The 26,966-nt window shown below is 40.0% G+C and carries 19 protein-coding genes and 2 pseudogenes; 6 read left to right on the forward strand and 15 right to left on the reverse strand.

Translation table 11 applies throughout. The annotated features are described in order from the left end of the window. Positions 1–43: 43 nt before the first annotated feature. Positions 44–1,147 carry a septal ring lytic transglycosylase RlpA family protein gene (locus ANSO36C_RS03800; RefSeq protein ID WP_251958458.1) on the reverse strand — a complete coding sequence of 368 codons (1,104 nt, stop codon included), beginning with the start codon at positions 1,145–1,147 and terminating at the stop codon, positions 44–46. A gap of 897 nt (positions 1,148–2,044) precedes the next feature. On the opposite strand from ANSO36C_RS03800, the pseudogene glsA reads away from it, so the two are divergent. After that, a pseudogene (gene glsA, locus ANSO36C_RS03805) lies at positions 2,045–3,015 on the forward strand (glutaminase A). Positions 3,016–3,090: 75 nt separating this feature from the next. On the opposite strand, the gene ANSO36C_RS03810 reads toward glsA, so the two are convergent. The 11 genes and pseudogenes from ANSO36C_RS03810 to ANSO36C_RS03860 form a co-directional block, all read right to left on the reverse strand. Further along, on the reverse strand, positions 3,091–3,474 hold the full coding sequence (locus tag ANSO36C_RS03810; protein ID WP_251958459.1) for a GNAT family N-acetyltransferase: 384 nt from the start codon (positions 3,472–3,474) through the stop codon (positions 3,091–3,093). Beyond that, positions 3,459–3,611: a hypothetical protein gene (locus ANSO36C_RS03815; RefSeq protein ID WP_251958460.1), complete on the reverse strand. Its 153-nt coding sequence runs from the start codon at positions 3,609–3,611 to the stop codon at positions 3,459–3,461. Before ANSO36C_RS03815 ends, ANSO36C_RS03810 begins: the two co-directional genes overlap by 16 nt. Before the next feature lie 44 nt (positions 3,612–3,655). Then, positions 3,656–4,471 carry a DUF1838 domain-containing protein gene (locus ANSO36C_RS03820; RefSeq protein WP_251958461.1) on the reverse strand — a complete coding sequence of 272 codons (816 nt, stop codon included), beginning with the start codon at positions 4,469–4,471 and terminating at the stop codon, positions 3,656–3,658. Positions 4,472–5,073: 602 nt separating this feature from the next. Beyond that, positions 5,074–6,259 (reverse strand): annotated as a pseudogene (locus tag ANSO36C_RS03825) (AbrB family transcriptional regulator). A gap of 260 nt (positions 6,260–6,519) precedes the next feature. Then, a complete protein-coding gene (locus tag ANSO36C_RS03830) occupies positions 6,520–6,858 on the reverse strand; it encodes a hypothetical protein (RefSeq protein ID WP_190941659.1) in 339 nt (112 codons plus the stop codon). 300 nt (positions 6,859–7,158) lie between these two features. Then, on the reverse strand, positions 7,159–8,511 hold the full coding sequence (locus ANSO36C_RS03835) for an aromatic ring-hydroxylating dioxygenase subunit alpha (protein WP_251958462.1): 1,353 nt from the start codon (positions 8,509–8,511) through the stop codon (positions 7,159–7,161). A 501-nt stretch (positions 8,512–9,012) separates the two neighbouring features. Further along, complete coding sequence (locus ANSO36C_RS03840; protein ID WP_251958463.1) at positions 9,013–9,378, reverse strand: Lin0512 family protein; 366 nt, start codon at positions 9,376–9,378, stop codon at positions 9,013–9,015. Between the two features lie 191 nt (positions 9,379–9,569). Beyond that, positions 9,570–9,938: a Crp/Fnr family transcriptional regulator gene (locus ANSO36C_RS03845; protein ID WP_251958464.1), complete on the reverse strand. Its 369-nt coding sequence runs from the start codon at positions 9,936–9,938 to the stop codon at positions 9,570–9,572. Positions 9,939–10,374: 436 nt separating this feature from the next. Further along, positions 10,375–11,742, reverse strand: coding sequence for a hypothetical protein (locus tag ANSO36C_RS03850; RefSeq protein ID WP_251958465.1), 1,368 nt, complete (start codon positions 11,740–11,742; stop codon positions 10,375–10,377). A gap of 235 nt (positions 11,743–11,977) precedes the next feature. Continuing rightward, positions 11,978–12,355, reverse strand: coding sequence for a hypothetical protein (locus tag ANSO36C_RS03855; RefSeq protein ID WP_251958466.1), 378 nt, complete (start codon positions 12,353–12,355; stop codon positions 11,978–11,980). Positions 12,356–12,358: 3 nt separating this feature from the next. Beyond that, positions 12,359–14,845, reverse strand: coding sequence for a CHAT domain-containing protein (locus ANSO36C_RS03860; protein ID WP_251958467.1), 2,487 nt, complete (start codon positions 14,843–14,845; stop codon positions 12,359–12,361). Positions 14,846–15,094: 249 nt separating this feature from the next. Between ANSO36C_RS03860 and ANSO36C_RS03865 the strand changes: the two genes are divergently transcribed. Further along, complete coding sequence (locus ANSO36C_RS03865; RefSeq protein ID WP_251958468.1) at positions 15,095–15,487, forward strand: endonuclease domain-containing protein; 393 nt, start codon at positions 15,095–15,097, stop codon at positions 15,485–15,487. A 146-nt stretch (positions 15,488–15,633) separates the two neighbouring features. Here the strand turns inward: ANSO36C_RS03865 and ANSO36C_RS03870 are convergent, their stop codons facing one another. Then, a complete protein-coding gene (locus ANSO36C_RS03870) occupies positions 15,634–15,840 on the reverse strand; it encodes a hypothetical protein (RefSeq protein WP_251958469.1) in 207 nt (68 codons plus the stop codon). A gap of 176 nt (positions 15,841–16,016) precedes the next feature. Here ANSO36C_RS03870 and ANSO36C_RS03875 point away from each other — a divergent pair, with 176 nt between their 5' ends. The 3 genes from ANSO36C_RS03875 (at position 16,017) to ANSO36C_RS03885 (ending at position 21,171) form a co-directional block, all read left to right on the forward strand. Continuing rightward, positions 16,017–16,454, forward strand: coding sequence for a hypothetical protein (locus tag ANSO36C_RS03875; RefSeq protein ID WP_069073504.1), 438 nt, complete (start codon positions 16,017–16,019; stop codon positions 16,452–16,454). Positions 16,455–16,652: 198 nt separating this feature from the next. Continuing rightward, positions 16,653–19,604 (forward strand): isoleucine--tRNA ligase, encoded by a 2,952-nt coding sequence (gene ileS / locus ANSO36C_RS03880; protein ID WP_251958470.1) that lies wholly within the window; start codon positions 16,653–16,655, stop codon positions 19,602–19,604. A 415-nt stretch (positions 19,605–20,019) separates the two neighbouring features. Continuing rightward, entirely contained in the window at positions 20,020–21,171 is a 1,152-nt protein-coding gene (locus ANSO36C_RS03885; RefSeq protein WP_251958471.1) for a histidine decarboxylase, read from the forward strand. A gap of 73 nt (positions 21,172–21,244) precedes the next feature. Here ANSO36C_RS03885 and ANSO36C_RS03890 read toward each other — a convergent pair whose 3' ends face one another. Beyond that, on the reverse strand, positions 21,245–24,631 hold the full coding sequence (locus tag ANSO36C_RS03890) for an amino acid permease (RefSeq protein ID WP_251958472.1): 3,387 nt from the start codon (positions 24,629–24,631) through the stop codon (positions 21,245–21,247). A 320-nt stretch (positions 24,632–24,951) separates the two neighbouring features. Continuing rightward, positions 24,952–25,836, reverse strand: coding sequence for a ParA family protein (locus ANSO36C_RS03895; protein ID WP_251960240.1), 885 nt, complete (start codon positions 25,834–25,836; stop codon positions 24,952–24,954). A gap of 463 nt (positions 25,837–26,299) precedes the next feature. Between ANSO36C_RS03895 and ANSO36C_RS03900 the strand changes: the two genes are divergently transcribed. Continuing rightward, positions 26,300–26,710, forward strand: coding sequence for a 2TM domain-containing protein (locus ANSO36C_RS03900; protein WP_251958473.1), 411 nt, complete (start codon positions 26,300–26,302; stop codon positions 26,708–26,710). The last annotated feature ends 256 nt before the right edge of the window (positions 26,711–26,966 follow it).

Here is a 26,966-nt window from a genome sequence, read left to right on the forward strand (position 1 = left end):
GTGATAAGGAATAATCTTTCCCTTTAACCTGTAACCTACTCGATTATTTCCCTAAGACTTCAATATGCACTGGTGCTACGCCACTGCCCATCATTCCCAAAATTCGAGCCGCGCCAGTAGATACGTCAATGACTCGACCTCGAATGAATGGGCCTCGGTCATTAATCCGCAGCACTACAGAACGACCATTGCGAGTGTTAGTTACACGGACTTGTGTACCAAAGGGTAAGCTGCGATGAGCAGCAGTCATTGCTTCTGGATTAAATCTTTGACCGCTAGCAGTGCGATTACCAGCAAAGTCATAGCCGTAAAAAGAAGCTATACCTCTCAAAGTGGATCGCACTACTCCGACGGCAACCTGTTGAGGTAGCTTTGGTATTGATATTTGTTGACGCACTGGTAAATTTGCAATCTCTTTTAAGGGAGATGCATTTCCTAATAGCCTCCGGAGGCGATTGGTTGCTTGCAATGCATCTTGCGCCAGATTGTTAGTGCTATCTGCTAGTCGCGTACTTTCGTTGATTTCGACCAATTCTTCGCCATTAATTTTGATTACGTAGCGATCGCCATCTTGTTGAACAGGGAGGCTTTTGTTTTGCGCTTGATTAGCAGTAGATTTTTCCCCTGCTTTCCAACTTACGGTAATCTTACTACCGTCCACATTTTCCCGATTCAACTGGTTGATCTTAGCTGCTATTACACCAGCTATCTGAACCGGATCATTGTCAGTGGAGCTAATCTGGTTAATTGCATCTGTTGCGTTACCAGTATTGGGCGCATTTGATGAATTGCTAGCAATAAGGGCGTACCCTTGTACGCCCTCAGTATTTCCAATTCCACCAACTTTTTTATTTTCAAGATTCGTATTTGATACAGAACCTAAAAAGCTGAGAACAGGTATATTTCGGATAAAAAGGGTTGCCGCCTTACGTCCTCTAATTTCGTGAGGATGAATTTCTGTAATCACAGCATCCAAGGTTTGTTTCCCTGCTCTGGATTGGTACTCTCCCACCTTCACTACATCAGGGGCAGGTGATTTCTGAGAAGCTAGGGCATTTCCCTTGGCGGTTTGAGTGCAACCGACTGAGGGTATGCCCAAAACAGCCATAAACAGGGTAACAATAATCCACAAATGTCTTTGATTCATGCGTCCGTTGTTGAAAGCGACTGTAGAACTTAAGTTTTATAACTTGCGGGACTTTTCACTAGTGATATAGTGACTTCCCTTTTGAAAAACTCGAACTCGTTCCGTTTTCACTTTGTTATTTATAACTGCAACAGACTAACACGAACCTTTTAGCTTGGGGATCAGGGTTTTAGCGTAACTATCGGCAGATCAATCAAATTAAAATTCAAATTTGAAGGGTGAAACCTTTCTCAAAAGCGGACTTTGGCTATGTAACGCTTTTTTCTGCAAGTCAAAAATTTATTAAAAAAACTTTACGCCGATTACACACTAAAGTGACGATACCCTATTCACGTTGGTTTTAAAGGCTCGTAACTATTGGTGTATTCTAGATCACATCTTTTTAACTTATTTCCTCTAAGAAGATAATATAACTTTTATTAAATAGCAACGGCATAAATACTCAAAATTGCTTATTTAAGGAAATGTTTAGATTTACCTATGAATAAGTCATGATATGAGTTACATCTAAAATAATTATGCAAATCAGTTTGAGTTTAATATCTGTTTTCAAAGTTTGTTCTACTTAGATTAATGATAACTTTTATTCTATATAACTAGACTGAGATTAGTAATAAATATAACTTGAGATACTAGTATTGCTGAGTATAAAAAAAAGGAAGATACTCAACTTAATATTTATCAGGATTAATGATGAAAAAATTAAGAAATCTTTGCGATCGCTTGTAAATGAAGCTTTGTTAGTATCAAAACGAACAGCAAGTATTTTTTGCCCTCAGTAATTGCTCAAGGATGATTTTTTAGAGCCAGATGTCTTTAACAAAATCTTTCCAATTTTAGGGATGTACAGCTGCACCCCTACTATATATAGTGAGTATTTTGGGGAATGCTATCAGCATGATTACAAACGAAGCACACCAAGGAGATTTAGAAATAAATCCGTCGCCATTATTGGCTGTTCTTAAGGATTTGCATTCCCAGTACAAGTCATTAGGGGAGGGTGCAGTAACGAAATTTATTCCCGAAATGGCAAAGGCAAACCCTGACTTGTTCAGCATTTGCATTGTGACAGTAGATGGTCAGGTTTACAAAGTTGGCGATTATGATCACCTCTTTACTATTCAGTCAATTTCCAAAGTATTTGCTTATGGACTTGCTTTAGAAGATCATGGGCTGGATTATATTTTGACTAGAGTTGGCGTAGAACCGACGGGGGATGCATTCAACGCGATTATTTTGGATGAGCAATCGAAGCGACCTTATAATCCAATGGTAAATGCAGGTGCGATCGCCACCACCAGCTTAATTAAAGGTTCCGGCCCCACCGAACGCCTCAATCGGATGCTGGATATGTTTCGCCGATATATTGGCCGCGATGTGTTCGTTGACATTTCAGTTTTTACCTCAGAACGCAGTACAGGACATCGTAACCGGGCAATGGCGCATCTGATGCTTAACTTCGGCATGATCGACCGGAATATTGAAGAGTCGCTGGATCTTTATTTCCAGCAGTGTGCTGTGATGGTGAATTGCCAAGACTTAGCAGTGATGGCGGCTACCCTTGCTAACACAGGTATTAATCCGATTACCAAAGAACAGGCGGTAGATAAACGTTACATCAAAGATATTTTGAGTGTTATGTATACCTGTGGAATGTACAACTTTGCAGGTGAGTGGGCTTATAAAATTGGGATTCCGGCGAAAAGCGGAATTTGTGGTGGGATTATCGCCGTTGTACCCAATAAGATGGGCATTGGAGTTTTTTCGCCGTTGCTGGATGTGCGTGGTAATAGTGTGCGGGGGTAAAAGTGTGTGAAGAACTTTCCCAACGTTTAGGTTTACATCTATTTGATTGTTCAAGTCAATAGTGAAGTGGGCATTGGGCATTGAAAAACTCTTCCCAGTCATCAGTCCCCAATCCCGAATTTAGCGATCGCCAAATTTTAAATTATCCCTCTTCGCGTATCCGTCCAACCGTATGCAACCTCAACCAGTTGCACTGTGGCAATCTCGATTTGCTTTTGGTACACCTGTTGACCACCAAGGCTTTGATAGAAATGGGCTGCGGGGTTATCAGCTAAAACCCAGACTAACATTGAACTAATACCAGACTGCATCAGCTTGGTGGCGATGGTGGAAACCAGGCGATATCCTAAACCTTGGTGCTGGTACTTCTCCAGAATATAGATAGCGTACAACTCTCCTTGGTAAAGGCGATCGCCTGTCCTCTCTTTACCTCCATTAGCAAAACCAACTATTTGCCCGATTTCATCCTCAGCAACATAGGTGAAATTATCCTGAGTTATATTGCTCAAAATTTTACCCATTTTGTCTCTCGTTCTTCATAAGATAAATCTGCGAGAAACTTTGCTGGCATTAAGTTACTGTAGGTTGTCCGCCAAGTGTCTACATGGACTTTAGCGATGGCGGGTGCATCGGCTAAGTTTGCTTCTCGGATTGCCATAAGCTATTTGTTGGCAAAGAGTTTGATGTTGCTTTCTAGGTAGTTTACAACTCTTCTGCTTGGGGAAGTGGGAAGATTTCACCAGCCAAGTAAGCCTCAAAGTGCTTTTGGAAGTACAACCAGGAAGTCATATCTTCCCCATCTATCAATTCTTTTGGGGCTTTTTTATATAGAGGAATACGGTTATTAATTTCGTCTTGCAGCAGTGAGGGCAGTTCTGTTAAACCATTTACTTTGCTGCCAACAGCACTGTAGATTAGTTGACCGGGGCGATCGCCCATTTTCATCCAGGGAAGCCATTGACCAATTCTATCCCAACTCAGTTTGAGTTCAGAAACTGAAGAGAGGGCTGGATTGAATAAGTCTGCCGTTGGCACGGTTAATTTAAACAATTCTGCTGCCTGATAAATTGGATTTGGGCTGTATTCGGCAAATTTGGGGTCGTCTGCTAGGGGATTGGAGTAATGGGGAAATATATCAAAAACAAAGGTTGTGCTGTCACCATCTACTTGTGCGGGGAAATTTCCTTTAAACTTCCCCTGCACTGGATTATTAGCAACGTGGATTACTGGAACTGTCTCGCCTGTCCAAGGATTCTCCCATTTGCTTAAGACTTCATCTGTTTGTGGATTAAGGTAGTAAGTCAGTTCTCTAGAAGTAAAATCCCAGCTACTCTCATCTGTGGGAATACATCGGCTAACACTCAATCCCAGCATCTTAAACAGGAGTTGTCTTTTCTCACCGGGGATAAAAGCGTAAATTTTACCTTTCCAAATCAGGAAAGTCGATTCGCTAGGGTCGAGGGAGGAACGAGTTTTAACCCAGTGCTGGGCTTCAAGTTCTTGGATTTGGGCAACCATCTGAAGCATCCTTAATATTTGGATAACAAAAGAATAAGCTATCAGCATTCAAGTTGCATCTTTGTCATTAGTCATTGGTCATTTGTCATTAGCCCTAAGTAGGTAGGCATGATTAAAACAATTCGCAATTCGCAATTCGCAATTCGCAATTCGCAATTCGCAATTATGTTTTGTGTCGGGGTCTAAATCCCCGTCACAAAACGGGCTACCTGTAGAGGCAGGGGACTTAAACCCCCAAAGTTTGTTAAATATAAGATGTCATTGCGAGTGAAACGAAGCAATCCCAGAGACTTTGCGATTGCTTCGTTTCACTCGCAATTAGGACTTACGCATGAGTTACGGAATAACGTAGACGCTTCTCTACGAGACGCTACGCGTAGCTTGCTTCCCGAAGGGTACGGCTTGCCGCAGGCTACCACAGAGGCACAGAGGGCACGGAGAAATCAGAGTTTGAGAGATATTTTGCGTAAGTCCTAGCAATGACAGAACATATTATATTTATTTACGCCCATTTACTTAATAAATATATTTTAGAATGCAACAATCAGTTTTTGATACTCGTGAACAAAGATAAAAACTGCAACTTTTTTCCCTTTAAAAAATTAAACTGATTCAGAAAGTTGCTCATCCAGACGGCGAAACAAAAACACCCAAAGAGGCAGGGAACTGTTAATCGCAATTAGGCGCACTAAATGACCAGTTGTAACAATTTCAACATTATGATTCAATGCTAGAGAAACTAGGATCATTTCTGCTGATCCTCCTGGTGCTGTGACTAAAAGACAGGTTAACCAATCCCAAGAGGTTAATTGCATCGCAAGTACAGCAGCGATCGCTCCGGCTATCAAAGTCATTGCCACAGACATCAAGGCATAGGCGACAGTCCGCTTTTTAAAGTTAGGTTTGTCTCCCCAATACTCACCAATAGTAATTCCTAGGAGCATTTGACCCAATAAGTTTATGATTGGCGGCGGACTAAAGCTAATATCACCCCCAAAAGGCAGCCAATGTAGCAAAGGATTAAACCCAATACCAATCAACAATGCACCAAAGAAATCGCCGGCGGGAATTTTAAATAATATAGCTGGATAAACTACTAATCCAGTAATTACCAGTACTAACAAAAGTAATTCTAATTGTAGATGGATCGAAATTGAGCCAAGCAGGGTTGATTGGAAGTGTTTGCGGATAGTAATTACCAGTTGATGTTTTAGCGACTAGGGGAATTAGAATCACTACTGAGGTGACGCGAATCGCCTGAACTAGGGCAACCAAGCTCACATTTTTATTGTAATCAGCAGCGATCGCTGCCATAATTCCTACACCACCAGGAACTGTAGCCAGCATTGCTGTTAATAGGTTGGTTTTGCTAAGGCGCGAGTAAATATAACCAATACAGGTTCCACTCAGCAGTAAAAACAAGGTAAGAAAAATAAATATAGGAATACCAGAAGCAACACTAGCTAAATTACCGTGAGCGTTGGAAGCACCAACAGTTAAGCCGACAAGTGCCATTCCTACTTTTCTAGCAGTGCGGTTAGGTTGGGGAGAATATTGATAAAGAATTCGACACCCTTGAAGAACCATTGTACCAGCAGCAATTCCACCAAATATCCAGGCAATCCTGCCAATTTGGAACTTTGCGAGGAATAAACCCAAAGGTAATGCCAGAAGCATTTCCAAGACAAGGACAATTAGTTGCTTTGCAAATAGCTGTTGTTTGCTAACAACAGAATCTTCATCAGTGTGTTCTTCCAGGCTGGGAGTAACACTTACGCTTTGATTCATCGATATGAGCTTTTTTATAAATTTAACGCTATGTACTCAAGCTAGCGGGATCGCCCAGGATAGCTAAAGTCTGTCAAGCCAAGTTTACTAAATCCTGATTACGAACTTATCCATCCATCAAACTTAGTTTGGTGGACTGTTAAGTGTAAATTTACCGCGTGTTGCATTCAAAGAATAACCCCTATAGAGAGATCATAGGGGCACAATGATCATTGTGCCCCTACAAATAATTTGGGATAATTTATTTTTTTGCAAGTCCTTTAATCTTCGTCAAGGGCTGGGAAAGCTTCTTCAAGCTGCCACAACCGATCTTTATTTTCAACGAACCAAATACGAGTTTCTGGAGTTAATTTACCCCAAATGTCTTCAACAGGAATGTGAGGAGATGCATATTGGTACTGCTGACCAAGTGATTTGAGATTGTCCGCTACATCACGGGGGATTCCGAATTGTTCCCAATCAACTGTTATATGTCTTCCCGAAACTCCGGCTGTAGGGTCGAAGACTAGCTGTGCTGATCTGACTAAATCAGCAAAGTGTTTCGGTTTGAGTTTGGTGATTTCCTGAATTTGGAGTGATTCGTTATGCTCTTGAGACATGATCGCCGCAGTGGTAAAGATTAGTGGTGTATTGAACTTACTGCCAGAGATTTTTATCCCAATATTTTTACTTTAGCGCAGAGCCACTAACTTGATCATGATTTAACCACACAAGGGATTCGAGCAAGTTGTTTAAGAGGGTGTTTGAAAAGTCCTATTGTCGGTATCAAAAGTTTTAGATCCCCCTAAATCCCCTTTTTTAAGGGGGACTTTGAAGGGCTTTTGCCCCCTTTTTAAGAGGGTTTGGGGGTATCTAAAGCTTGCTGGGCAATGGCTAGAAGACTTTTAGCCTATTATATTTTAGTGACGAGTGTAGGAACGCTCAAAGCGAGTTTTGAGCGTATGAGCCATAACAGACATTGCAATTGCTGCTACAGAAACCAACATTGCCGCGATTCTAATTCTATAATCATCTGCAAGTATCGCTACAGCAGCTAGAGCGATCGCTACCCCTATACAACTTTGCTTAACCCTATTTGTAACTTGATAAGCTCGATTGCAGGAATGACAAATAAGTGTATGTTGCGAGAATCGGTCTAATGTGATCAACTTTTGATCGGACTCGCTACTACCGACATTTTTTGAGGTGGAATAACCTTGATAAAAGGGCAAAGATGACCCAAATTTATCTAGCCACTTGCGATACTCAACCACTAAAGTATCAGATGTTTTGAGCGGTAAATACACTTCTTTGAGATTTTGTCCCAAACGCTCAATTTGTGCCTTTTGTTCAACGACTAATTGCAAATCACCTTCTAAGATTTTGCTTCGGATCGAGATGTGATCTAGCCAAGGAGGCATCAGCTTAATTTTTTTGGTAAAAAAGTTTCCATAATTTCTGATGAGAATCCGACATCTATTCTTACCTAGCGGAATTGAATATAAGGCTGTGCCTCCAAACTTACCTTGCTGTTCATTACCAAATTTGTAGAGAATCAAATTAGGAGCAATGAAATCTAATGAAATCCAAGGCGCATTGGGTGTGCGTGTTCGCCGCCACCTTCCCTTAATTCCTTGAATGTTGCTGTCCATGACTTCTATTTCCAGTGCTTGGGCATCTTTTCGATTTCCCATGATGCCATCATGGCTGATTGGAATATGAGCTGGGTCAATAATGTTTTCAATAAAATAGCTTTGGTCGTAAGGTAGGTCACGTACATAATCTAAGTTGAAGCATTCCGGCTTGTCCCAATCTGGTAGAGATGGAATTAGCTCATCAATAGCCGTTTCGGCTTCCCCTGCCCACATCCAAATGATACCTTTAAGTTCCAAGACTTTAAAGGATGACACACAAGCATTTACCGGAATTTTGGCATCGGTTGGTAACTGAGGAATGTGCAGACATTGACCATTATTGCCAAACTGCCAACCGTGGTATGAGCATTCTATTTTGCCGTCAATAATTTGTCCATCAGAAAGTCTAGCTGCACGGTGGGGACAACAATCTGTTAAACAGATAAGCTGTCCATTTTGGTCTTTGAACAAAACGAAGGGTTCATCGTACAAAGAAAAGCTATAAGGACGATTTGTGGGCAAGTCTTGCAGAAAACAGACAGCGTACCAAGATTGTCTCCAGTTAAATTCTTGCTTCTCCTCAAGCGTCTCAAAGGTAGAAGTTGGTGTTGCCTGTAGTGTCTCTGTTTCTAATGACATATTTTTCTCCAGGTTTCTACAATTTTATACTTTGAGAAAGCAAACTGGGGTTTGAGAAAGCAAACACAGCTTTTGCTTGCGGAAAACACTGAAATGAGAAAGCAAACTGGGGTTTGAGAAAGCAAAAGCTGCTTTTGAGTAAACAAACACAGCTTTTGCTTGCGGAAAACACCAAAATGAGAAAGCAAACTGGGGTTTGAGTAAGCAAACACAGCTTTTGCTTGCGGAAAACACCAAAATGGGAAAGCAAACTGGGGTTTGAGTAAGCAAACACAGCTTTTGAGAAAGCAATTTAAGTATTTTGATAAAGCAAACAGGTATTTTTATAAAATAATGAGGCTTTTTGATAAAGTACTCGGCAAATATACTTGACGATTAAAAATAGCGCCTGCACAAATGCAGTCCTACTGAAAAGTTGCTGTATGTCACTTCATTTCCAACGATCGCGCGATTTACTCTCTAACTTTCAATTTAGTGATTTTTTATGAGGAATTACCTCAGTTACTCATCTTCGATTAGAACTGTAACAGCTGCGATCGCAATCAACATTTCATCATTTTTATCATTGAGTTCAGGAATCGCCCGCCCTTGAACGATCATCCCCCCAGATTCTACGGTAAGACTTTTGCGACCAAATGGAAGTACAGCGAGTACTTCGTCTTCTCTAACTTGTTCGGGGTATGGAACTGCTACTTGAACCTCTATAATCATTTCATTGGGGTGACTTAAACCTGCAACTTCCCAAACACCAGGTAAAGCATTATGAGCGATCGCATTTCGTACTGCTCTAGATGCTGCTACTGTTGGTTCTTGTCCATGTTGATCTATTCCCATCCCCATCTCAATAATCAACCTTTTACGCGCCATTAGCTACCTCCGGTAAATTTTGCATCTTTCACTTTATATAAATCATGAGTCAAAAGCCAGCATCTAGAATTCTCTGAATACTGACTTCTAACTCCCCAAGCGAGAGAATATATCTATGGCCTTCTAAAAAAGGAGGCAAAATTTAGTAGCAGATTCTGATTAGTTTTGGAACTTATGCCGACTGAGGTGATTTAGACCATACGCTGCAAGCGACTCAAACGCTCTGAGTAACTTTTCATCACCTTTAAGGCAAACACTGGTGTTTCCTGAACGGCAAAGAGAAACTTTTTCTCATCCAGGAAACCCAGTTTGGTATCCACCTTGGCAACAGCTGTATAAGTTCTATTTTCGACTCCTACGAGTACCCCGACACCAAAAACTTCGCCCGTTTCCATGGTTTCTACAACCTTGCCATTGACTACTATATCCACTTCTCCTTCGATAATGCCGTACATTTCATTACCAGACTGTCCTTCTTCAAAGATGACTTGACCTGCTGAAAATTCTTTAGGGTCGGGTTGTTTTTGAAATATACTGACTGTAACTACAGGACTTAGCATTAGAGCAACCCCAAAATTATTGGTTTTTAGACGAAACTTTTTGATAGCTTTAGGCTAACCCACAAAAGTATACTACTTTGTGTTGCTTAACCTCAATTTCCGCAAAATCTCTGATTTGCTAATCGTCTAGAAACCTTTCCCTGGTTTTACTATGCAGGCAAAACCGTCCCTCTCTGAGTCCTACGGTGTATACACAAGTCTGAAATAGCTGATTAACCAAGCTTTAACCCCACCCTAACCGGAACCTTATCAAGGCTACGGTGTACACACCAGTCTTCTAGAGTTGCGCCACAGGCTTTTGATCCCCAATCCCTCTTTAAAAAGGCAGGCAAAAAGCTCTTAAAGTCCCCTAATTTATCGGGGGATTACGGATCAAGTTTTGTAACTGTTGTGTGGTCATGTCTTTTATTTGCATCGTTTCTTTGAAGAATTTACTTTATTTACGTTTGGTAATTAGCCAACCTAAAGCGATAAATACCACGGTAGCAATGATGCTTAAGCTTAACGATGCGTAAAGGGGATGTTTTTGTATTAACGGTAGATTAATTTTATCAATGTGTGTTGTGAATATGCCAGAGGCGATCGCACCACCGCCAAAGCCGATACCTAATATCTGGATTGTATTTTCTAACGAGCGATCGCGCTCAGTTTGTTCTGTCTCTACTATACCTCGGATAGTATCAACGAATTGCCCAAACAATTCCTGACCTGGAGTCAGATAGTTAATATCTGTTTGGATTTGTTCTTGCCATTTTTTACAGTCTTTCTTAATAAAATCTTGCCAGGATTGGGGGCTATTACCGCTATCAATAGTTTGAATCTTCTCTAAACAAATTGTGTAATTAGTAATATTAGTAGTAATTGCTGTGTGGTGTGTTTGTAAATCTTGCAAGCATCTGGTGTAATCAAAGCTTTTTTTGGGGATTTCTCCCATTAAGCTTTTTAAGCCAGATAATTTTGTTTGGTTTTCAGATATCAGGCTGTTAAATTCTTGAATTTTATTTTCTAAATCACTGTAAATTGTTCTTGCATCTCGGTAGCGTTGACGCGCTAGTTGATAAATGTAAAGTATTTTATGGTAGCTACAAAGAAAATTTAGCAACCAGTCATAAGCTTCTGCTGCAAGTGTTCCTGTTGCAGCTTGACTATTATTAATGACTATTAAAATATGGCATTGTTTGGCAGGATTATTTGGTTCCTCTGGATCAAGTGCTTGGTATTCAAATAAAAGACTACCAAACAGTTCTCCTTGTTGTGTTCGTACAGGATTTAAATTTGTGCCAGCTACTAAGGCTATGGCTAATTTTTCAGCTAGTGTATCACAATCTTCAGTTGGATCTACTTCTCCATAAATCGATAATGTTTGCCCTAAAGATGCTTGAATATTAGATGGTAGTAAGGAACTTGGTTTAAAATGTTGCAGTTGTGATATGTCTATGGAAATGTTTGGTGATTCTGGAACCAAAGTTAAATCAACTGCGTAGGTATCGTTAAGCAAGAAAGGCTGAAGATTAGCATTAATTTTAAAGCCATCTGTTGTGGGGAGACTACCCAAATCTAAATCTTGAGTATCAATTAACCGTTCTGGTATTCTTCCTATTTCCCGCTTGGGTTCGTATTTACCATTTTGATAACAAATTAATTTTGAGCGTAAATCTTTCAACCCAACAAAAGTTAGCGAACCTTCACCCACTTTCACCAGATTTTCCCACAAGAGATTAGCATCTGTCACAACTTCACCGGGAAGTTCAGTTAGGGTGTGGCGGAGATGAAAAGCATAGAGGCTGAGGCTGAAATTCTTCACTATTTTGGCTAAGATTTTTATTGTAAATTGTAGCTTAGGTTAAGAGGATGTTTGAAAAGTCATGATTGATGTATAAAATTTTTTTACCCCACCCTAGCCCTCCCCTTATAAAGGGGAGGGAACTGGATTTTATTGTTTTCCCCCTTTATAAGGGGGGACTAAGGGGGGTAATAATTCGATTAAAATCACAACATACTACTTTCAAACAACTTCTAAGCGAAGCTACTAAAATTTTTCATGGTTTTGGTTGTGGTTTTTTATCATCAGATAAAAGAGAGTTCCTTTTTATCGCATTTTCGATAAGTTCCTTTGATGATTCACTAGGTTGATTAGCTGGAGTCTGTGATTTACTATTAGCTATTCCTATATTTGTATCTACATCAATAGGAAATTTCGCAGTGAGTGATTTCAGATATTGCTTGTAGTCTTCTAGAAGTTGACTACGGGATTCTCGTTGCAACCAATTTTCTAGGATTTCTGAAATTTCCTCATTGTCTTCTGGTAACTGATTAGATAGTTGGTGCAATTCATTCCAGTCTTGAGTAGGAATCAATTTTGATTGAGAGTCAAGCACTTGAATAAAAGCTAAGACGCTATTTCTATAAACTGACATTTTCTAAAATCCTTTACCTATATTACAAAAAGCAGCCCAATAAAAAGGTGATTCAAAGGGTTTGGCTGAAGCATTTTTATGATTATCATCAAAGTATTGATTTAGTTGTGCTTGCCAAACTAGACTTAGTGAGGAGTTAATCAGCCAATCTTGAAAGCCTTTGACTGTCGTATCCCTTAACCAACGTTGTGCTGTATTTAAAGCTAATACAATATTACTTTGCTGCTGTAGTTCTTCGTAAAATTTTATCATCAATAAAGCTGTAGCTGTAGCACTAACTGTCCAAAGGCTACTGACTACATTGGTGCTACCTGCTAACAAAAATCCACTGGGTAAACCAATGTATTCATCACTGGTGCTTGTGAAGTCGGTAAAACCCGTTTCGCAAGCAGAGAGAGTGACTAGGCGACAGTTTTCTAGTTTGAAGTGAGTAATGATATCTGCTAAAGTCAGATTTCCATCAGCTAACTGTAAACCAGAATCTTGGGGAGAAGCAAAGTTAAAGTATCCATGACAGAAGAAAAAAGCACAGTTAGCTTTCAGCAATTTTTGATTTAGTGTGACATTGTGAATATTCTCATTAATGCCGAGCAGAATTGCTGACTTGTTAGCTTGGTCTTGCTTCAAAATATTAACATCAGTAAACTGTTTCTTAATGGCTGCAAAGGCTCCTAAATCTTTTTCGTAGCCTTGATATAAGTCATCTGTGGGGTTTTGGATAGCAAATAAAGATTGAAAATCAGGACGTTGACGCAGTTGGACTTGTTGCAGAAGTTGACAACTGGGTGCATAGCCTACGCCGTTGGGGAATAAGTCAATTAGGTATGATTCCTTGACAGGTAAAGCATGGAGAGGAAACAGGTGTAAGTAGCGATGAGGAATAAAGATTAATCTGTCGTATTGTTTGGGTATTTGCTCTAAAATTTCCTCAAGATGCAGAATTTCTCCTAAGTTTTTCAGGCGTTCTTCTAGCTGATTCTGCCATTGGATTTTATCTTTGTCTTCCGGGTTGTAATAGTCGCGTAGATATTCATTTGTCCAATCGATTAAGGCATTTAAGTCTTGTTCATTAGAATGCCAGATTATTGGCTTGTTGTCGCTGGTGATAATGAAAGCGCGAAAACAATCATTAAAAAGATACCATTCGATAATTGCAGTTTTGTTATCTAGGAGGTTTTGAATTTCTCCAAAGTTGATGCTGCTACTAACTAAAGGCAAATTTTCTGGACTTGTTAATGTTGCTTTAGCTAACAGTTCTACTAAAATGCGGGTTTTACTGCGTTCAATATATTCTATTGCCTCAGTGTCTCTTGCCAATGCTAGGCAAACTTCCACCATGCGTCTATAAATTTGATTCCATTCTTCTGCTTGTTTGCGCTTAACTTCTTCGCCAGAAACAATTTCAACCCGCAAAGCTTCCACTGTTTCTATTGCTTTAACAAAAGTATTGTAAGCTGAGTTAAATTGTTCTTCGTCTTGGTATAACCTGCCGAGATTGAACAAAGTTTCTGCATGGTATTGAGGAAAGGCGCTGCGGGTTAATACTTCCAGTGCAGCAGAATAAGCAGCGATCGCTTCTTCTATATTCTCGGCTCGTTCTCCTAATATTCTGTCAGAGTAAGCATTCCCCAAATTATTTTGCGTACCTGCCCATTTCTCAGGAAAGGCGCTGCGGGTGTATACTTCCAGTGCAGCAGAAGAAGCTGCGATCGCCATTTCAATATTATTGGCTCGTTCTCCTAATATTCTGTCAGAGTAAACAGCCCCCAGATTATTTTGCGTCATTGCCCATTTTTCAGGAAAGGCGCTGCGGGTTCTTACCTCCAGTGCAGCAGAATAAGCAGCGATCGCCAATTCAATATTCTCGGCTCGTTCTCCTAATATTCTGTTACGGTAAGCATTCCCCAGATTATTTTGCGTCGCTGCCCAATCTACAGGAAAGGCGCTGCGGGTATATACAGTTAGTGCGATTTCATAGCCAGTAATAGCAATTTCCATGTTGTTGGCTTTGCTACCTAAAGGAAAATCGCTAATTCGATTACTAAACTTACCAATCACTAGTACAATTTCTGCTGCTGCATTTGGTTCTGCTGCTGCTAGGGTATTTGTTGCCCAACGGCGCAATAAATCAGCAAAAATATTATTGAGTTTATCTGTATTTGCTTCCAGTAATGGGTAAATTACTTGAGCATCGCCGTTACTTTCTGCTGTTGCTTGCAGTATTTCTATTAAAAACTGCTCGTAAATCTCTATTTCGGTGATGGGGGTAGTTTCTGGGGTAGTGAGATATGTTGCTAAGTTTCTCAACCACTCGGCAGTATTTTCCTCTCCCTGCTGGGCAAAATGCTCTGCTGCTGCTACAACAACCTGCACAAAGTCAGCATCTAGCAATTCTTTATTCGCTGCTAATATCTCTGGTTCTTTCCCGCTAGGGCAATTTAGCAGGGTTTGAATTAGCTGATTATAAGCTTGTAAACGCTGTTCGTTCATGAGCAAGTGTGAGTTAGACGCATCTTGATGAAGCTTCAACAATATTATGCTTAATTTCGGAAAAATGAGGGGTAAAAAGTTTTAGATCCTCGTTAAAAAGGCTACGGTGTACGCGCAAGTTATTGAATTACCCCACCCTAACCCTCCCCTTGTAAAGGGGAGGGAACTAGATAGATTCTCTTATTTCCCCCCTTTATAAGGGGGGATTAAGGGGGGTAATCCTGGGAATAATAAGCAGAGTCCAGGAATATGAAAACGCTGATGACAAAGCTGTATAACCAAACCTCAGAAAAGCAAAAACGGCAAACTCTCAGAAACAATATGCCTCCATCTGAAAAAATAGTTTGGGCAAAACTTAGAAATCAACAAATTGAAAGCTGTAAATTTCGCAGACAATACAGCATTGACAGATTTGTAGTGGATTTTTATTCTTCGGAATTGAGACTTGCCATAGAAATTGATGGTGATAGTCACTATCAAGATGGAGTTCCAGAATATGACCGTGATCGCCAAGCATTTTTGGAATCAAAAGGTACGAGATTTTTGAGATTTACGAATCAAGAAGTTTATCAAGATATTGATGGTGTGGTGAATAAGATTAGAGAAGTTATTTGTAGGTTGAGGGAAGTTACCCCACCCTAACCCTCCCCTTATAAAGGGGAGGGAACTAGATAGATTCTCTTGTTTCCCCCCTTTACAAGGGGGGATTAAGGGGGGTAATTCGACTTGCGTACACCTTAGCTTATAAAAAGGAGGGAATTAGATGTTCTAGTTTCCCCTTTCTAATGTTATTTTGGCGATCGCATTTGTTGATTTGGCGTTCGCATTTGTTGATTTGGCGTTCGCATTTGTTGATTCGGCGTTCGCATTTGTTGATTTGGCGATCGCATTTGCTGATTCGGCGTTCGCATTTGTTGATTTGGCGTTCGCATTTGTTGATATAGCGATCGCATTTGCTGATTCGGCGTTCGCATTTGCTGATTTGGCGTTCGCATTTGCTGATTGCACTTATTCTCAAACAACAAATCGATATAAAAATGAGTAAGAATACAGATAAACTCGTAATTATTTCGTTGAACTTTTAATGAAATAAATCCACAAAACTACCCATCTCAGGCAAAAGGATACTCCACTATGTTGAAAAAGGAATTCTTAAAAAAAAGGATATCTCATGTCTTTAAGAACTCGTGGTTCTGCTGCTGTTGACAAAGCCCAACTCCGTCTCGCCTTGCTTAAATCCGTTGATGAAAATCTGGATTTAGGACATGGATTAACTATCGAAGCCTACAACCACCTCATCAACACTACCCGTTCGACGCTAGAAGCTCATAACACGCTTGTATCCAATCTTGAAGAATCGCGTAAAACAATAATCCAGATGGATAAAGCCCTCTCGGAAATGTCTGAACGAATGCTAAGTGGAGTTGCAACTGTCTACGGCAGAAACAGTATAGAGTATTCCAAGGCTGGCGGCTCTAATGGAAAAAGAAATAAAAAATCTAGCTCAAAAGTTGCTCCACTTGTAGCGGTTCTTGCTACTCAACCTACTCAAGCTGCAATTGCGAATGCGTCAATTAACGGTAACGGCACAACTTCTTTGCTGCAATAATCCACTTGCTGCATAAATCTAGTGTCGTGTCAAGCTTAAATTTGTGCATTAAATGTAAGTTGGGTTGACGTAACGAAACCCAACCTACGTTTAATCCATCTGAGGTTTATCAAACTCGCTCTCAAAAAGCGAATTTTGGTTTTCCTGCCATCTTCTATAATTAGTAAAACCTGCACACCTAATTTTAGGCATGAGACTGTGACCGAATCAGGAAGTTACAAAGATACTGTAAACCTACCCAAGACTAACTTTGATATGCGGGCAAACGCCATCAAGCGTGAGCCGGAAATCCAAAAATTCTGGGAAGAAAATAAAATTTACGATCGCCTCTTTGAAAATAACCCCGGCGAATTATTTATACTGCACGATGGGCCTCCCTACGCTAATGGCTCACTCCATATTGGTCATGCCTTAAATAAAATTCTCAAAGATATTATTAATCGCTACCAAATGTTACAAGGGCGTAAGGTTCGCTACGTTCCTGGTTGGGATTGTCACGGTTTACCAATTGAGTTAAAAGTTTTGCAGAACATGAAGTCAGCAGAACGGCAAAACTTAACGCCTTTACAACTGCGGCAGAAAGCGGAAGAATTTGCCCTAGCTACGGTAGATAACCAGCGCCAAAATTTTAAACGCTACGGTATTTGGGGTGATTGGGATAACCCTTATCTAACTCTGAAGCCGACTTATGAAGCGGCTCAAATTGGCGTATTTGGTCAGATGTTCTTAAAAGGATATATCTATCGCGGTTTGAAGCCTGTTCACTGGAGTCCAAGTTCTAAAACCGCTTTAGCTGAAGCTGAGTTGGAATATCCAGAAGGTCACGTTTCCCGCAGTATCTATGCAGCTTTTGCAATCACAAGTTTGGCGGAAGCTGTTAAACCTCTGTTAGCCCAATATCAGTCAGATTTGGGTGTGGCTATCTGGACAACTACACCTTGGACAATTCCAGGGAATTTGGCGGTGGCGGTAAATGCAGATTTGAATTATGCAGTGGTGGAAGTGGAACCCCACCCCCCAACCCCCTCCCCGCAAGCAGGGAGGGGGAGTGAAGAAGTAGCTTCCCCCTCTCTGTTAACGGAGAGGGGGACTGAGGGGGTGAGGTTCCGTTATCTCATCGTTGCTGCTGATTTAGTCGAACGTTTATCTTCAACCTTGGGAGTTGAGTTAACTGTCAAAGCCACCTTTAAGGGGAATGACTTAGAAAATACTACTTACCTTCATCCTCTATTTGACCGGGAAAGTCCGATTGTTGTTGGCGGTGATTACATTACAACTGAGTCGGGTACTGGATTAGTACATACTGCACCCGGTCATGGTCAAGAAGACTACATCGTTGGTCAGCGTTACGGTTTACCTATCCTTGCACCAGTGGATGACAACGGCAATTTTACCCAAGAGGCGGGAGAATTTGCGGGGTTGAATGTGCTGGGTGATGGTAATCAAGCGGTGATTGATGCCTTAAATGCTGCTGGTTCCTTGTTGAAAGAAGAAGCATATCCGCACAAGTATCCTTATGATTGGCGGACTAAGAAACCGACAATTTTCCGTGCGACTGAACAATGGTTTGCTTCTGTGGAAGGATTTAGAGAAGAAGCATTAAAGGCGATCGCCACGGTAAAATGGATTCCAGCCCAAGGTGAAAATCGCATCACGCCAATGGTTGCGGAACGTTCCGATTGGTGTATCTCCCGTCAACGCGCTTGGGGTGTACCCATTCCCGTTTTCTACGATGAAGCCACCGGGGAACCACTACTGAATGAGGAAATTATCAACCACGCTCAAGCAATTATCAAGAAAAAAGGTTCTGATGCTTGGTGGGAATTATCGGTTGAGGAATTATTACCGGAATCTTATCGTAATAATGGCAAGTCTTACCGCAGAGGTACAGACACAATGGATGTATGGTTTGATTCTGGCTCATCTTGGGCGGCTGTCGTCCAACAGCGTCCAGAGTTACGCTACCCGGCTGATATATATTTGGAAGGTTCCGACCAACATCGCGGTTGGTTCCAGTCAAGCTTGCTCACCAGTGTAGCAGTGAATGACATTGCGCCTTACAAAACTGTGCTAACTCACGGCTTCGCTTTGGACGAACAGGGCCGGAAGATGAGTAAGTCAGAAGGAAATGTGGTTGACCCAAATACAATCATTGAAGGCGGGAAAAATCAAAAAGTAGAACCGGCTTACGGTGCAGATGTCTTAAGGTTGTGGGTATCATCGGTAGACTATTCTGGCGATGTCCGCATTGGCAAAAACATCATCAAGCAGATGAACGATGTCAGAGGCAAAATCCGCAATACAGCGCGGTTTTTGCTGGGTAGCTTGGATGATTTTGACCCAGAAAAAGATACAGTTCCCTTCGAGGAATTGCCCGAACTTGACCGTTATATGCTGCACCGCATCACCGAGGTATTTGAGGAAGTAACCGCAGCCTTTGAGAGTTTCCAATTCTTCCGCTTTTTCCAAACTGTGCAGAATTTCTGCGTGGTGGATTTATCCAACTTTTATTTAGATGTTGCCAAAGATAGGCTGTACATCAGTGCAAAAGATGCTTTCCGCCGTCGCAGTTGTCAAACGGTGCTGAAAATAGCTTTAGATAATTTAGCACGAGCGATCGCACCAGTGTTAGCCCACACTGCCGAAGACATTTGGCAATATCTCCCCTACAAAACACCTTACAAATCAGTGTTTGAAGCCGGTTGGGTGCAGGTTGAAGAAAAATGGCGTAATCCAGAGTTAGCGGAATTTTGGTCAGCGCTGCGACAACTCCGCACTGATGTTAACAAGGTGTTAGAACAAGCCAGGATTGAAAAAATGATTGGTTCTTCCCTGGAAGCAAAAGCTTTGATTCATATCCCTCACAAACAATTAGGCGATGCTATCAAAGCCTTTAATCCTGTTAAGGGTAACGGGATTGACGAACTGCGATATCTATTGCTGACTTCCCAAGTGGAATTATTAGATTCTGCTGAAGGGTTGCAAGGCTTAGAATATACAGCGCAGACGGAAGATTGGGGAATTGCGGTAGTGAAAGCAGATGGTGAAAAATGCGATCGCTGTTGGAACTATTCTACTCATGTAGGAGAATCAGCAGAACATCCCCTAATTTGCGAACGATGCGTTGCAGCCTTAGCTGGAGAGTTCTAGTAAATATACATCAGTTCAACAAACCTCTCCCATCTTCAATTAAAGTTCAAGTTTTTCTCTCTCCGAGTCGGAGAGGGAATTTTTTGTCTAGTAAAACTTCTTAGTGGTCTTTTCATTCAACTAATTAGATAGAAACCACATCATCCGTAGAATTCACGTTGCAGTCAGCGCCTGAAATAAATATTTTGCGTAATACACATTATGGTTATTTCCTCTAGTGCGTAAGTCTAAGGGTAATATATTTGTGAGTAAAAAAGATGGGTGTTTTTACTGAAGCTTCCTAAGTATTGTCACTGTATCCTCTTCAACTATAGAGGCAAGTCACAGCATTATTAAGAAAATCTAAAGGTATGGATTAATACGTAAAATTTAGTTTAAAACATCCATTAACTCAAAATTTAAAGGATTCAGAGATATGTCAAATAAAGTTGCTAAGGAATTGGCTGATTTTTTGGTGCAAATAGAACAGCGATCGCAGTTTCATGCAGGCTATCCATATAATTTAAGCTGTGATTATAGTTTGATAGCTAAATTCTTCAATCATCTATTAAATAATGCTGGAGATCCTTATATTGAGCCAGATTTTGGTCTGCATTCTCGTAAATTTGAGCAAGAAGTATTAGCTTTTTTTGCTGAACTCTATAAAATTCCAGAAGATCAGTTTTGGGGTTATGTTACTGCTGGCGGGACTGAAGGTAATTTATATGGAATCTTCTTAGGAAGAGAAATTTACCCTAATGGCATTCTTTACTCATCACAAGACTCTCATTACTCAATACCCAAAGCAGCAAAATTATTTCGCATCCAACATAATGTTGTTAATTCACAAATTAATGGAGAGATGAATTATGAACATTTTGAACAAATCATTAGCGAAAATCGGAATTATCCAGCGATCATAAATTTAAATATTGGGACTACTGTCAAAGGTGCAATTGACGATTTAGACAAGGTTCTAGAAATTTTAGAGCGCAATCAGATTAAAGATTATTACATTCATTGTGATGCCGCGCTTTCAGGATTAATATTGCCCTTTCTAGATGGCGCTCCGCAAATTAACTTTCAAAAACCCATAGATAGTGTAGCTATTTCTGCTAAATTCATTGGTTCTCCCCTGCCTTGCGGTGTAGTTTTAACTAAGAAAAAATGGGTAGAAAAAGTTGAAACAGAAATTGAATATATTGGTTCATCAGACACAACAATTCTAGGATCGAGAAACGGTCACACACCTCTGATTCTCTGGTATGCAATGCAAACAAGAGGTTTTGATGGATTAGCTAGAGAAGCAAATACCTGTATTGATAATGCTCAATACCTTTTCCAAAAACTTAAAATCAGAGAATATCCATGTATGCTCAATAAGTTCTCCAATACCGTAGTCTTGCAAAAACCTTCTCAAAAGTTGATTAAAAAATGGCAGTTAGCAACTTTCGAAAATTGGGTACACATTATAGTCATGCAAAATATCGACCGCGATAAAATCGATACTTTTGTTAACGAACTTTTATTAGAAGAAGGGTTAGTTAATAATGTAGAGAATTTCCAGCTACAGCCAGTATTACACTAATGTAAACGTTCAAGCGAAATTAATTGCCCAATCTTGCAAGCTGTTTCTCAAAACAAAATTTGCTCCCAAGATTTTATCTCTTTAAAAAGTTTTTCCCGCACAAGTTAGCAGCAAGTAGTATTTCCACTTCTGCACCTCCCATAGGTGGTAAGAAAAAATACCCTTGGCCATAATCACATTGTAGAGCCTTCAATTGTGCTAATTGCTCTACAGTTTCTATGCCTTCTGCTGTTACAGACATATTTAAATTATGAGCCAATGTCACGATTGCCCGAATAATTTCTAAATTTTCTCCCCGGCTACCTATACTGGTGACAAAAGAGCGATCAATCTTAATGGTTTTAATTGGTAGGCGGTGCAGATAACTCAACGACGAATAACCAGTACCAAAATCATCCATGTGCAACTCAACATTCAGCGCTGTTAACTGGGAAAGCACAGTTGTAGCTAATTCAAAATTATCCATCAACAAGGTTTCAGTAATCTCCAACTTCAAACAGCTTGGCTCCAGTCCAGTTTGCTGCAAAATATGTTTAACTTCTTGAAACACATCAGGTTGCGTGATTTGTTTGCCAGAAAAATTTACGCTAATTGTCAAAGGGCGTGAGGTAGGAAATTTTTGATGCCATGTGTGCATTTGCTGACAGGCTTCATAAAGCACCCATTGCCCGATACTAACAATCATTCCAGTTTCCTCCGCCAGAGGAATAAAATCTTGAGGGGAAATAAGCCCTCGTTCTGGATGATACCAGCGTATCAGTGCCTCAAATCCAATAATTTTGCCAGTTGTCAGTGAAATAATTGGCTGGTAATCAAGGCGAAATTCTTCTTGTTTGAGCAACGCATGACGTAAAGCAGTTTCTAGCTCCAAGAGCAAAGCTGCACCCTCGTGCATCTTTGAATCAAAAACTTCATAACGTGCCTTACCGAGAGCTTTGGCACAATACATTGCCACATCCGCATCGCGTAGAATCTGCGCTGCTTGCTCATAATCTGGTTTGCTTAAAGCGATGCCAATACTAACATTAGTAAACACCCGATGCTCATTTAATTGAAATGGCGAAGCTAAAACCTTTTTAATTCGCTCGGCTACCTGTATGGCGGTGTTGATATCCTCAATTTCCTCAATTAAAATTGTGAACTCGTCTCCGCCAAAACGGGCAACTATGTCTCCGGTTCGCAAAATTGACTTTAGCCGATGAGAAATTGCAATCAAAAGTTGATTTCCCAATAAATGTCCAAGGCTGTCATTAACAACTTTAAAGCGGTCTAAGTCTAAGAAAACTACGGCAAATAAATAATTATTTTGCTGTTTAGTATGTTCTATTGCCTGCTGTACTCGCTCCATAAATAATCTTTGATTCGGTAATCCAGTTAGCCCATCATGAAGACTATTATGCAGTAATTGTTCTTGTGCTTCTTGACGCTTGATAATATCTTGTTGAAGTTGTTGATTAACTCTAATAAGTTCAATAGTGCGTTCTAGCACCAACTGCTCAAGTTGATAACGGTACTGGCCTAATTCTTCCTCTGCTAGCTTCCGCTTAGTAATGTCACGGACAATAACAATATACTCGCGTAGCTGGGAATTAAATGGCTGTGAAATCGTCGATTCCACAATTCGTAAACCTTGCTTAACTTTTAAGCTTTGCTCACTTCTAATAGACCATTGCTCCGGTTTGCCGCGATAGCATATTAGAATTTGACTCAAGTTTTGCCCAAGCAACTCCTGAACACTTGTTTGAAATAATTCTTCAGCAGCAGCATTTGTCTGAGAAATTGTCCCATTTTCATCTAAGACTAAAACAGTATCTGGAACGGTATCGAGAGTAGTAATAAATAAGTTCCTTGCTTGTTTGCGTGCTTCATCAATAGCAATAATCTGTGGTAAAGTAGTCCAGCAAGCGATCGCTACCCCTGTAAAAGAAAGTGTCACTAACAGAATAGCCAGCAAAGAGTTTTGAGGATTAGCAGAATGTCTATCTAAAAAATCGCGGATCACCCAACTGATTGTGGCAGTAGTACAAATTAATGATACTAAAACAATCACTTGTAATACTACGAAATCAGGGTTATTTCTACTATAGTTAGTATTATAATAACGCTGTGTCCACCAGTTCGGTTGTAATGGCGCAAATCTTAAACGACGTAATGCTACATCTGCGCTCATGAGAATAATAGGTAATAATAATCCCACTAAGAAATCTCTCCAATTCCAAGCTAAACCCCCTACTATAAGAACTACTGCTTCTACCAAAAAGAAACCAAGTGAACACCAAGGCCATAACACGTATGGTTTGCCCCGACATAGCCATAATCCCAGATGTAGTCCCATAATGGACATGAGATAACAAGTGCCTGCTACTGTGACAAGTTGAGATACATTTCCCAAATTGAGACAAAGCAAACTGAGTAAAAAGGTAACTAAAATAGCAGGGCCAAGAACACCTTGACGAGAAACTAATGCAAATATGGGAGAAATTTGTCTGTCTAAAGCAAGCTGGTATAACATCCGAGGCGAGTTGGAAACTGCCGTAGCAGAACTTAGAAGGCAAGATATAGTGATTAGAAGTGTTACTAGAAATGGGGCAGATTTACCCCAAAAAGGCTTAGAAGCCGCTACCAAATTTAAGAACGTATCGTCACCTATTGCGGGATTTGGAGCCGAACACATTAATACCCAAGAACCACCTAAAAACACTAGAGGAATTAACCAAGCAGCTACAGTTAAGAACTTTAAAGTTTTATACGGGTGACGACTATCAGCAACAAAAGAAGAAGTGGTTTCACAAGCATAAATTGAATAGCTAGCTAGAAAAAACCACTTTGCCCAATCTTGAAAACTTAGGCTATGTGTGCTAGTTGGAAAAAATTGAAAACTAGCAGATGAAAAGGCTAACCATAATACGCCTTGAACACAAAACAATAACATTAATAAAATCGCTGGGAAGACAAAAAATAAATGCAGGAGCGCTAAAGCACGAGTGCCACTGAACGCTAAAATAAAAGGAATCGCTGTAAATAAAACTTTTAAGAAAGTTTCTGGACAAGAAATACCTAATGTTTCAATATTGACTTTAATTAGGTTGGTGAGAATAATCGCATACAGAGCTGGTGCTGCTGCCCAGCTAAAAAAGTATCCTAAAGCTACGTAACGGCCTAAGCCAGGAAAGTTCTTTAACAACCTTGTGGTGTAGTTTGGTGTACCTCCTGCGACATTTGACCAATGTCTACCTAGACTTTGTACTTGCAAGTTAAGTAAAAAGGAAATAATCGTACCAAAAAACCAAACTAAAATCGCTTTAGGCCCTAACGCTGCATGAATGATGGGGGCAGTACCAATCCATCCAACATGACCCGTTAGCCCAAAGCCCCAGGTTTCGAGATAACTCAGAGTCTGCGGTAAGCGCATTAGCAAGTGCTGATTGTTCTCTGCTCGTGCAGAATCGTTACTAACCATTGTTTCTTAGTGAGATTTACTGACCTTTTCACTCAATAGCTGAATCTCGCTGTTTATAGCCTCAGTATTACTGCTGAACTTTAGAAAAGATTAACTTAGTCGTTACTGAATTTTAGATTTTAGACTAACTAATGCCTAAAGATTTTTTCTTGAATAAAGAATTTTAAATTTGAGATTTGAGGTTTTTGCACGTAGCTTGACTATCATAACTAGTAGTATAAATTATTTTTATTCAGACCTTGATAAAAATACGCTATTTTCAGATTTCCGACTTATTAAATAGGTCGGAAATCGGATCAATCATGAATGATTAAGTAGAGCTATAGCTTTTGCAACAATTCTTGAGTTAACTGAAAGAAAGCTTTTGAACCTGCTGATTGAGGAGCATTTAAAACAGCTGGCATAAAACTATCAACAGCCTTAGCAACGTTGACATCAACTGGTATTTGCACCTTACAAATTTTTTCTACGCCAAAATCTTCAACAACGCGATGCATTACTTGTTTATAGTATCTCCCAGTGAGAAGGTTAGCACTGGACATACTAAATACAATTCCCAGCATTTTTATATCTATCTTGGTTTCATGTCCATGACTATCTTTTAATTGGGCAATCCGTCTTTCTAGCAGTTGAATACCCACTACCGATAAGGGTTCTGGTTTAGCAGGAAGGATGTAGAAATCGCTGGCAGCTAAAGCGCTACGAGTCAATAAATTATAGCCAGGGGCACAATCGAGAAGGATAAAGTCATATTCTTGACGTACTGGTTTTAAGATGTTATTTATTAAAACTCTTTCAAAGCGATTCCAAATCGTTTCAAAGTCTTGCTCACCCAAAGCAGTTGCTTGTTGATGCAGCATTTCTGAAACAACAAATTCATCATACAAATCAATATCTCCTGGTAATAAATCTAGCCCGGGAAGATTACAAACCTGGGATTGAATAATATCCTGAATTGTGAGTTTTGCTTGGGGAACTGGATTAATAACTTCGTCTATTAGATACCTAAATGTCTTACTTTGTTTACGACGTTTGGCAAAATCTAAAGGCGACATCAAACTGAGTGTGGCGCTAATTTGGCTGTCTAAATCAAGGACAAGCACCCGCTTGCCATGATTTTTAGCTAGACAGGTAGCTAAGTTGACGGTGAGAGTGGTTTTACCAACACCACCTTTCATATTTGCAGTAGCAATTACATATCCCATTGATTGAGTCCTCTGTTGACGCATTCCCATCGATTAGTCTGTCAAGAAATAATTGAGGGGTGTGGATTGTTCGTAGTTTATGCTTTAGCGCTAAAGTATAAACTACGAACCTATCAAATTAAACTTGACCGACTTTCTAGTAGTCTGTCAAGGTAACTTGACTTTCGTTAACTTGCTCGACTACTAAGTAGCGTATACCCCTTTTGATATCTTAAATCTTCCATTAAATTTAATATTTTTGGTAATTCAAAAGATAAGAGCGATCGCTCTCATCAAAGCAATTATAGAGGTATTGACAAATACAGTAGTCCTAAATCAATTGTGAGAAAATAATAGTGTTGTGAATATCACTAAGTATTGGGTGCAAAATGTGGATGCATTTGCTAATTGAATTGAACGAAGCAGATCGATAATTTCGTGAAATCAAAGGCGCATTTACACACAAACTTATAAGGTAGTTAAAATGACTTACGATTCAGAAGATATAGAACAAATTCTGCAAAAAGCACTTGCTCGTAAAGGCAAAGGTGAATTTTCACGAGAACAGCTTTTAGAAATGGCATCTGAGTTAGGCATTTCTTCTAATATTTTGGAAACAACTGAACAAAAGTGGTTGCTTCAACAAGAAGAGGAACGTTCCCGACACAGATTTAATACTTTCCGGCGCAGAGCCTTTTGGTCAAACTTTGTTTCTTTCCTAGCAGTGAATTTATTCCTGATTCTTTTAAATTTAATCACTAGCCCTAGTTATTTTTGGGCTATTTTCCCAGTATTAGGATGGGGGTTAGGGATATTTTTTCATTGGTGGAGTGTTTATCAAAGTAAATCAGAGGATTACGAGATCGCTTTTCAGAAATGGCGTACACAAAATTAACTTCTCCTTTAACGATCAATCTCAGATATTCAGCGATCGCTATTTTCTAAATTTGTACCTCCTTCTAGATAAAATCTTCCATAAACTACTCACATTCACCGTCAGGGGTGAGTGTGAGCTTTATAATTTATAGGGAATTGCCTCTAACATCGCAAATTAAGTAAATTTGGGCAATCTTAAACTTGAAGAGTTGTATAATCACGACCTTTGATCCTTATCCTTGTGCTTGCCAATTTGCCAAAATAGAGCTGTAGGC

The organism is Nostoc cf. commune SO-36, from assembly GCF_023734775.1.
In the GTDB taxonomy this organism is placed as follows: domain Bacteria; phylum Cyanobacteriota; class Cyanobacteriia; order Cyanobacteriales; family Nostocaceae; genus Nostoc; species Nostoc commune_A.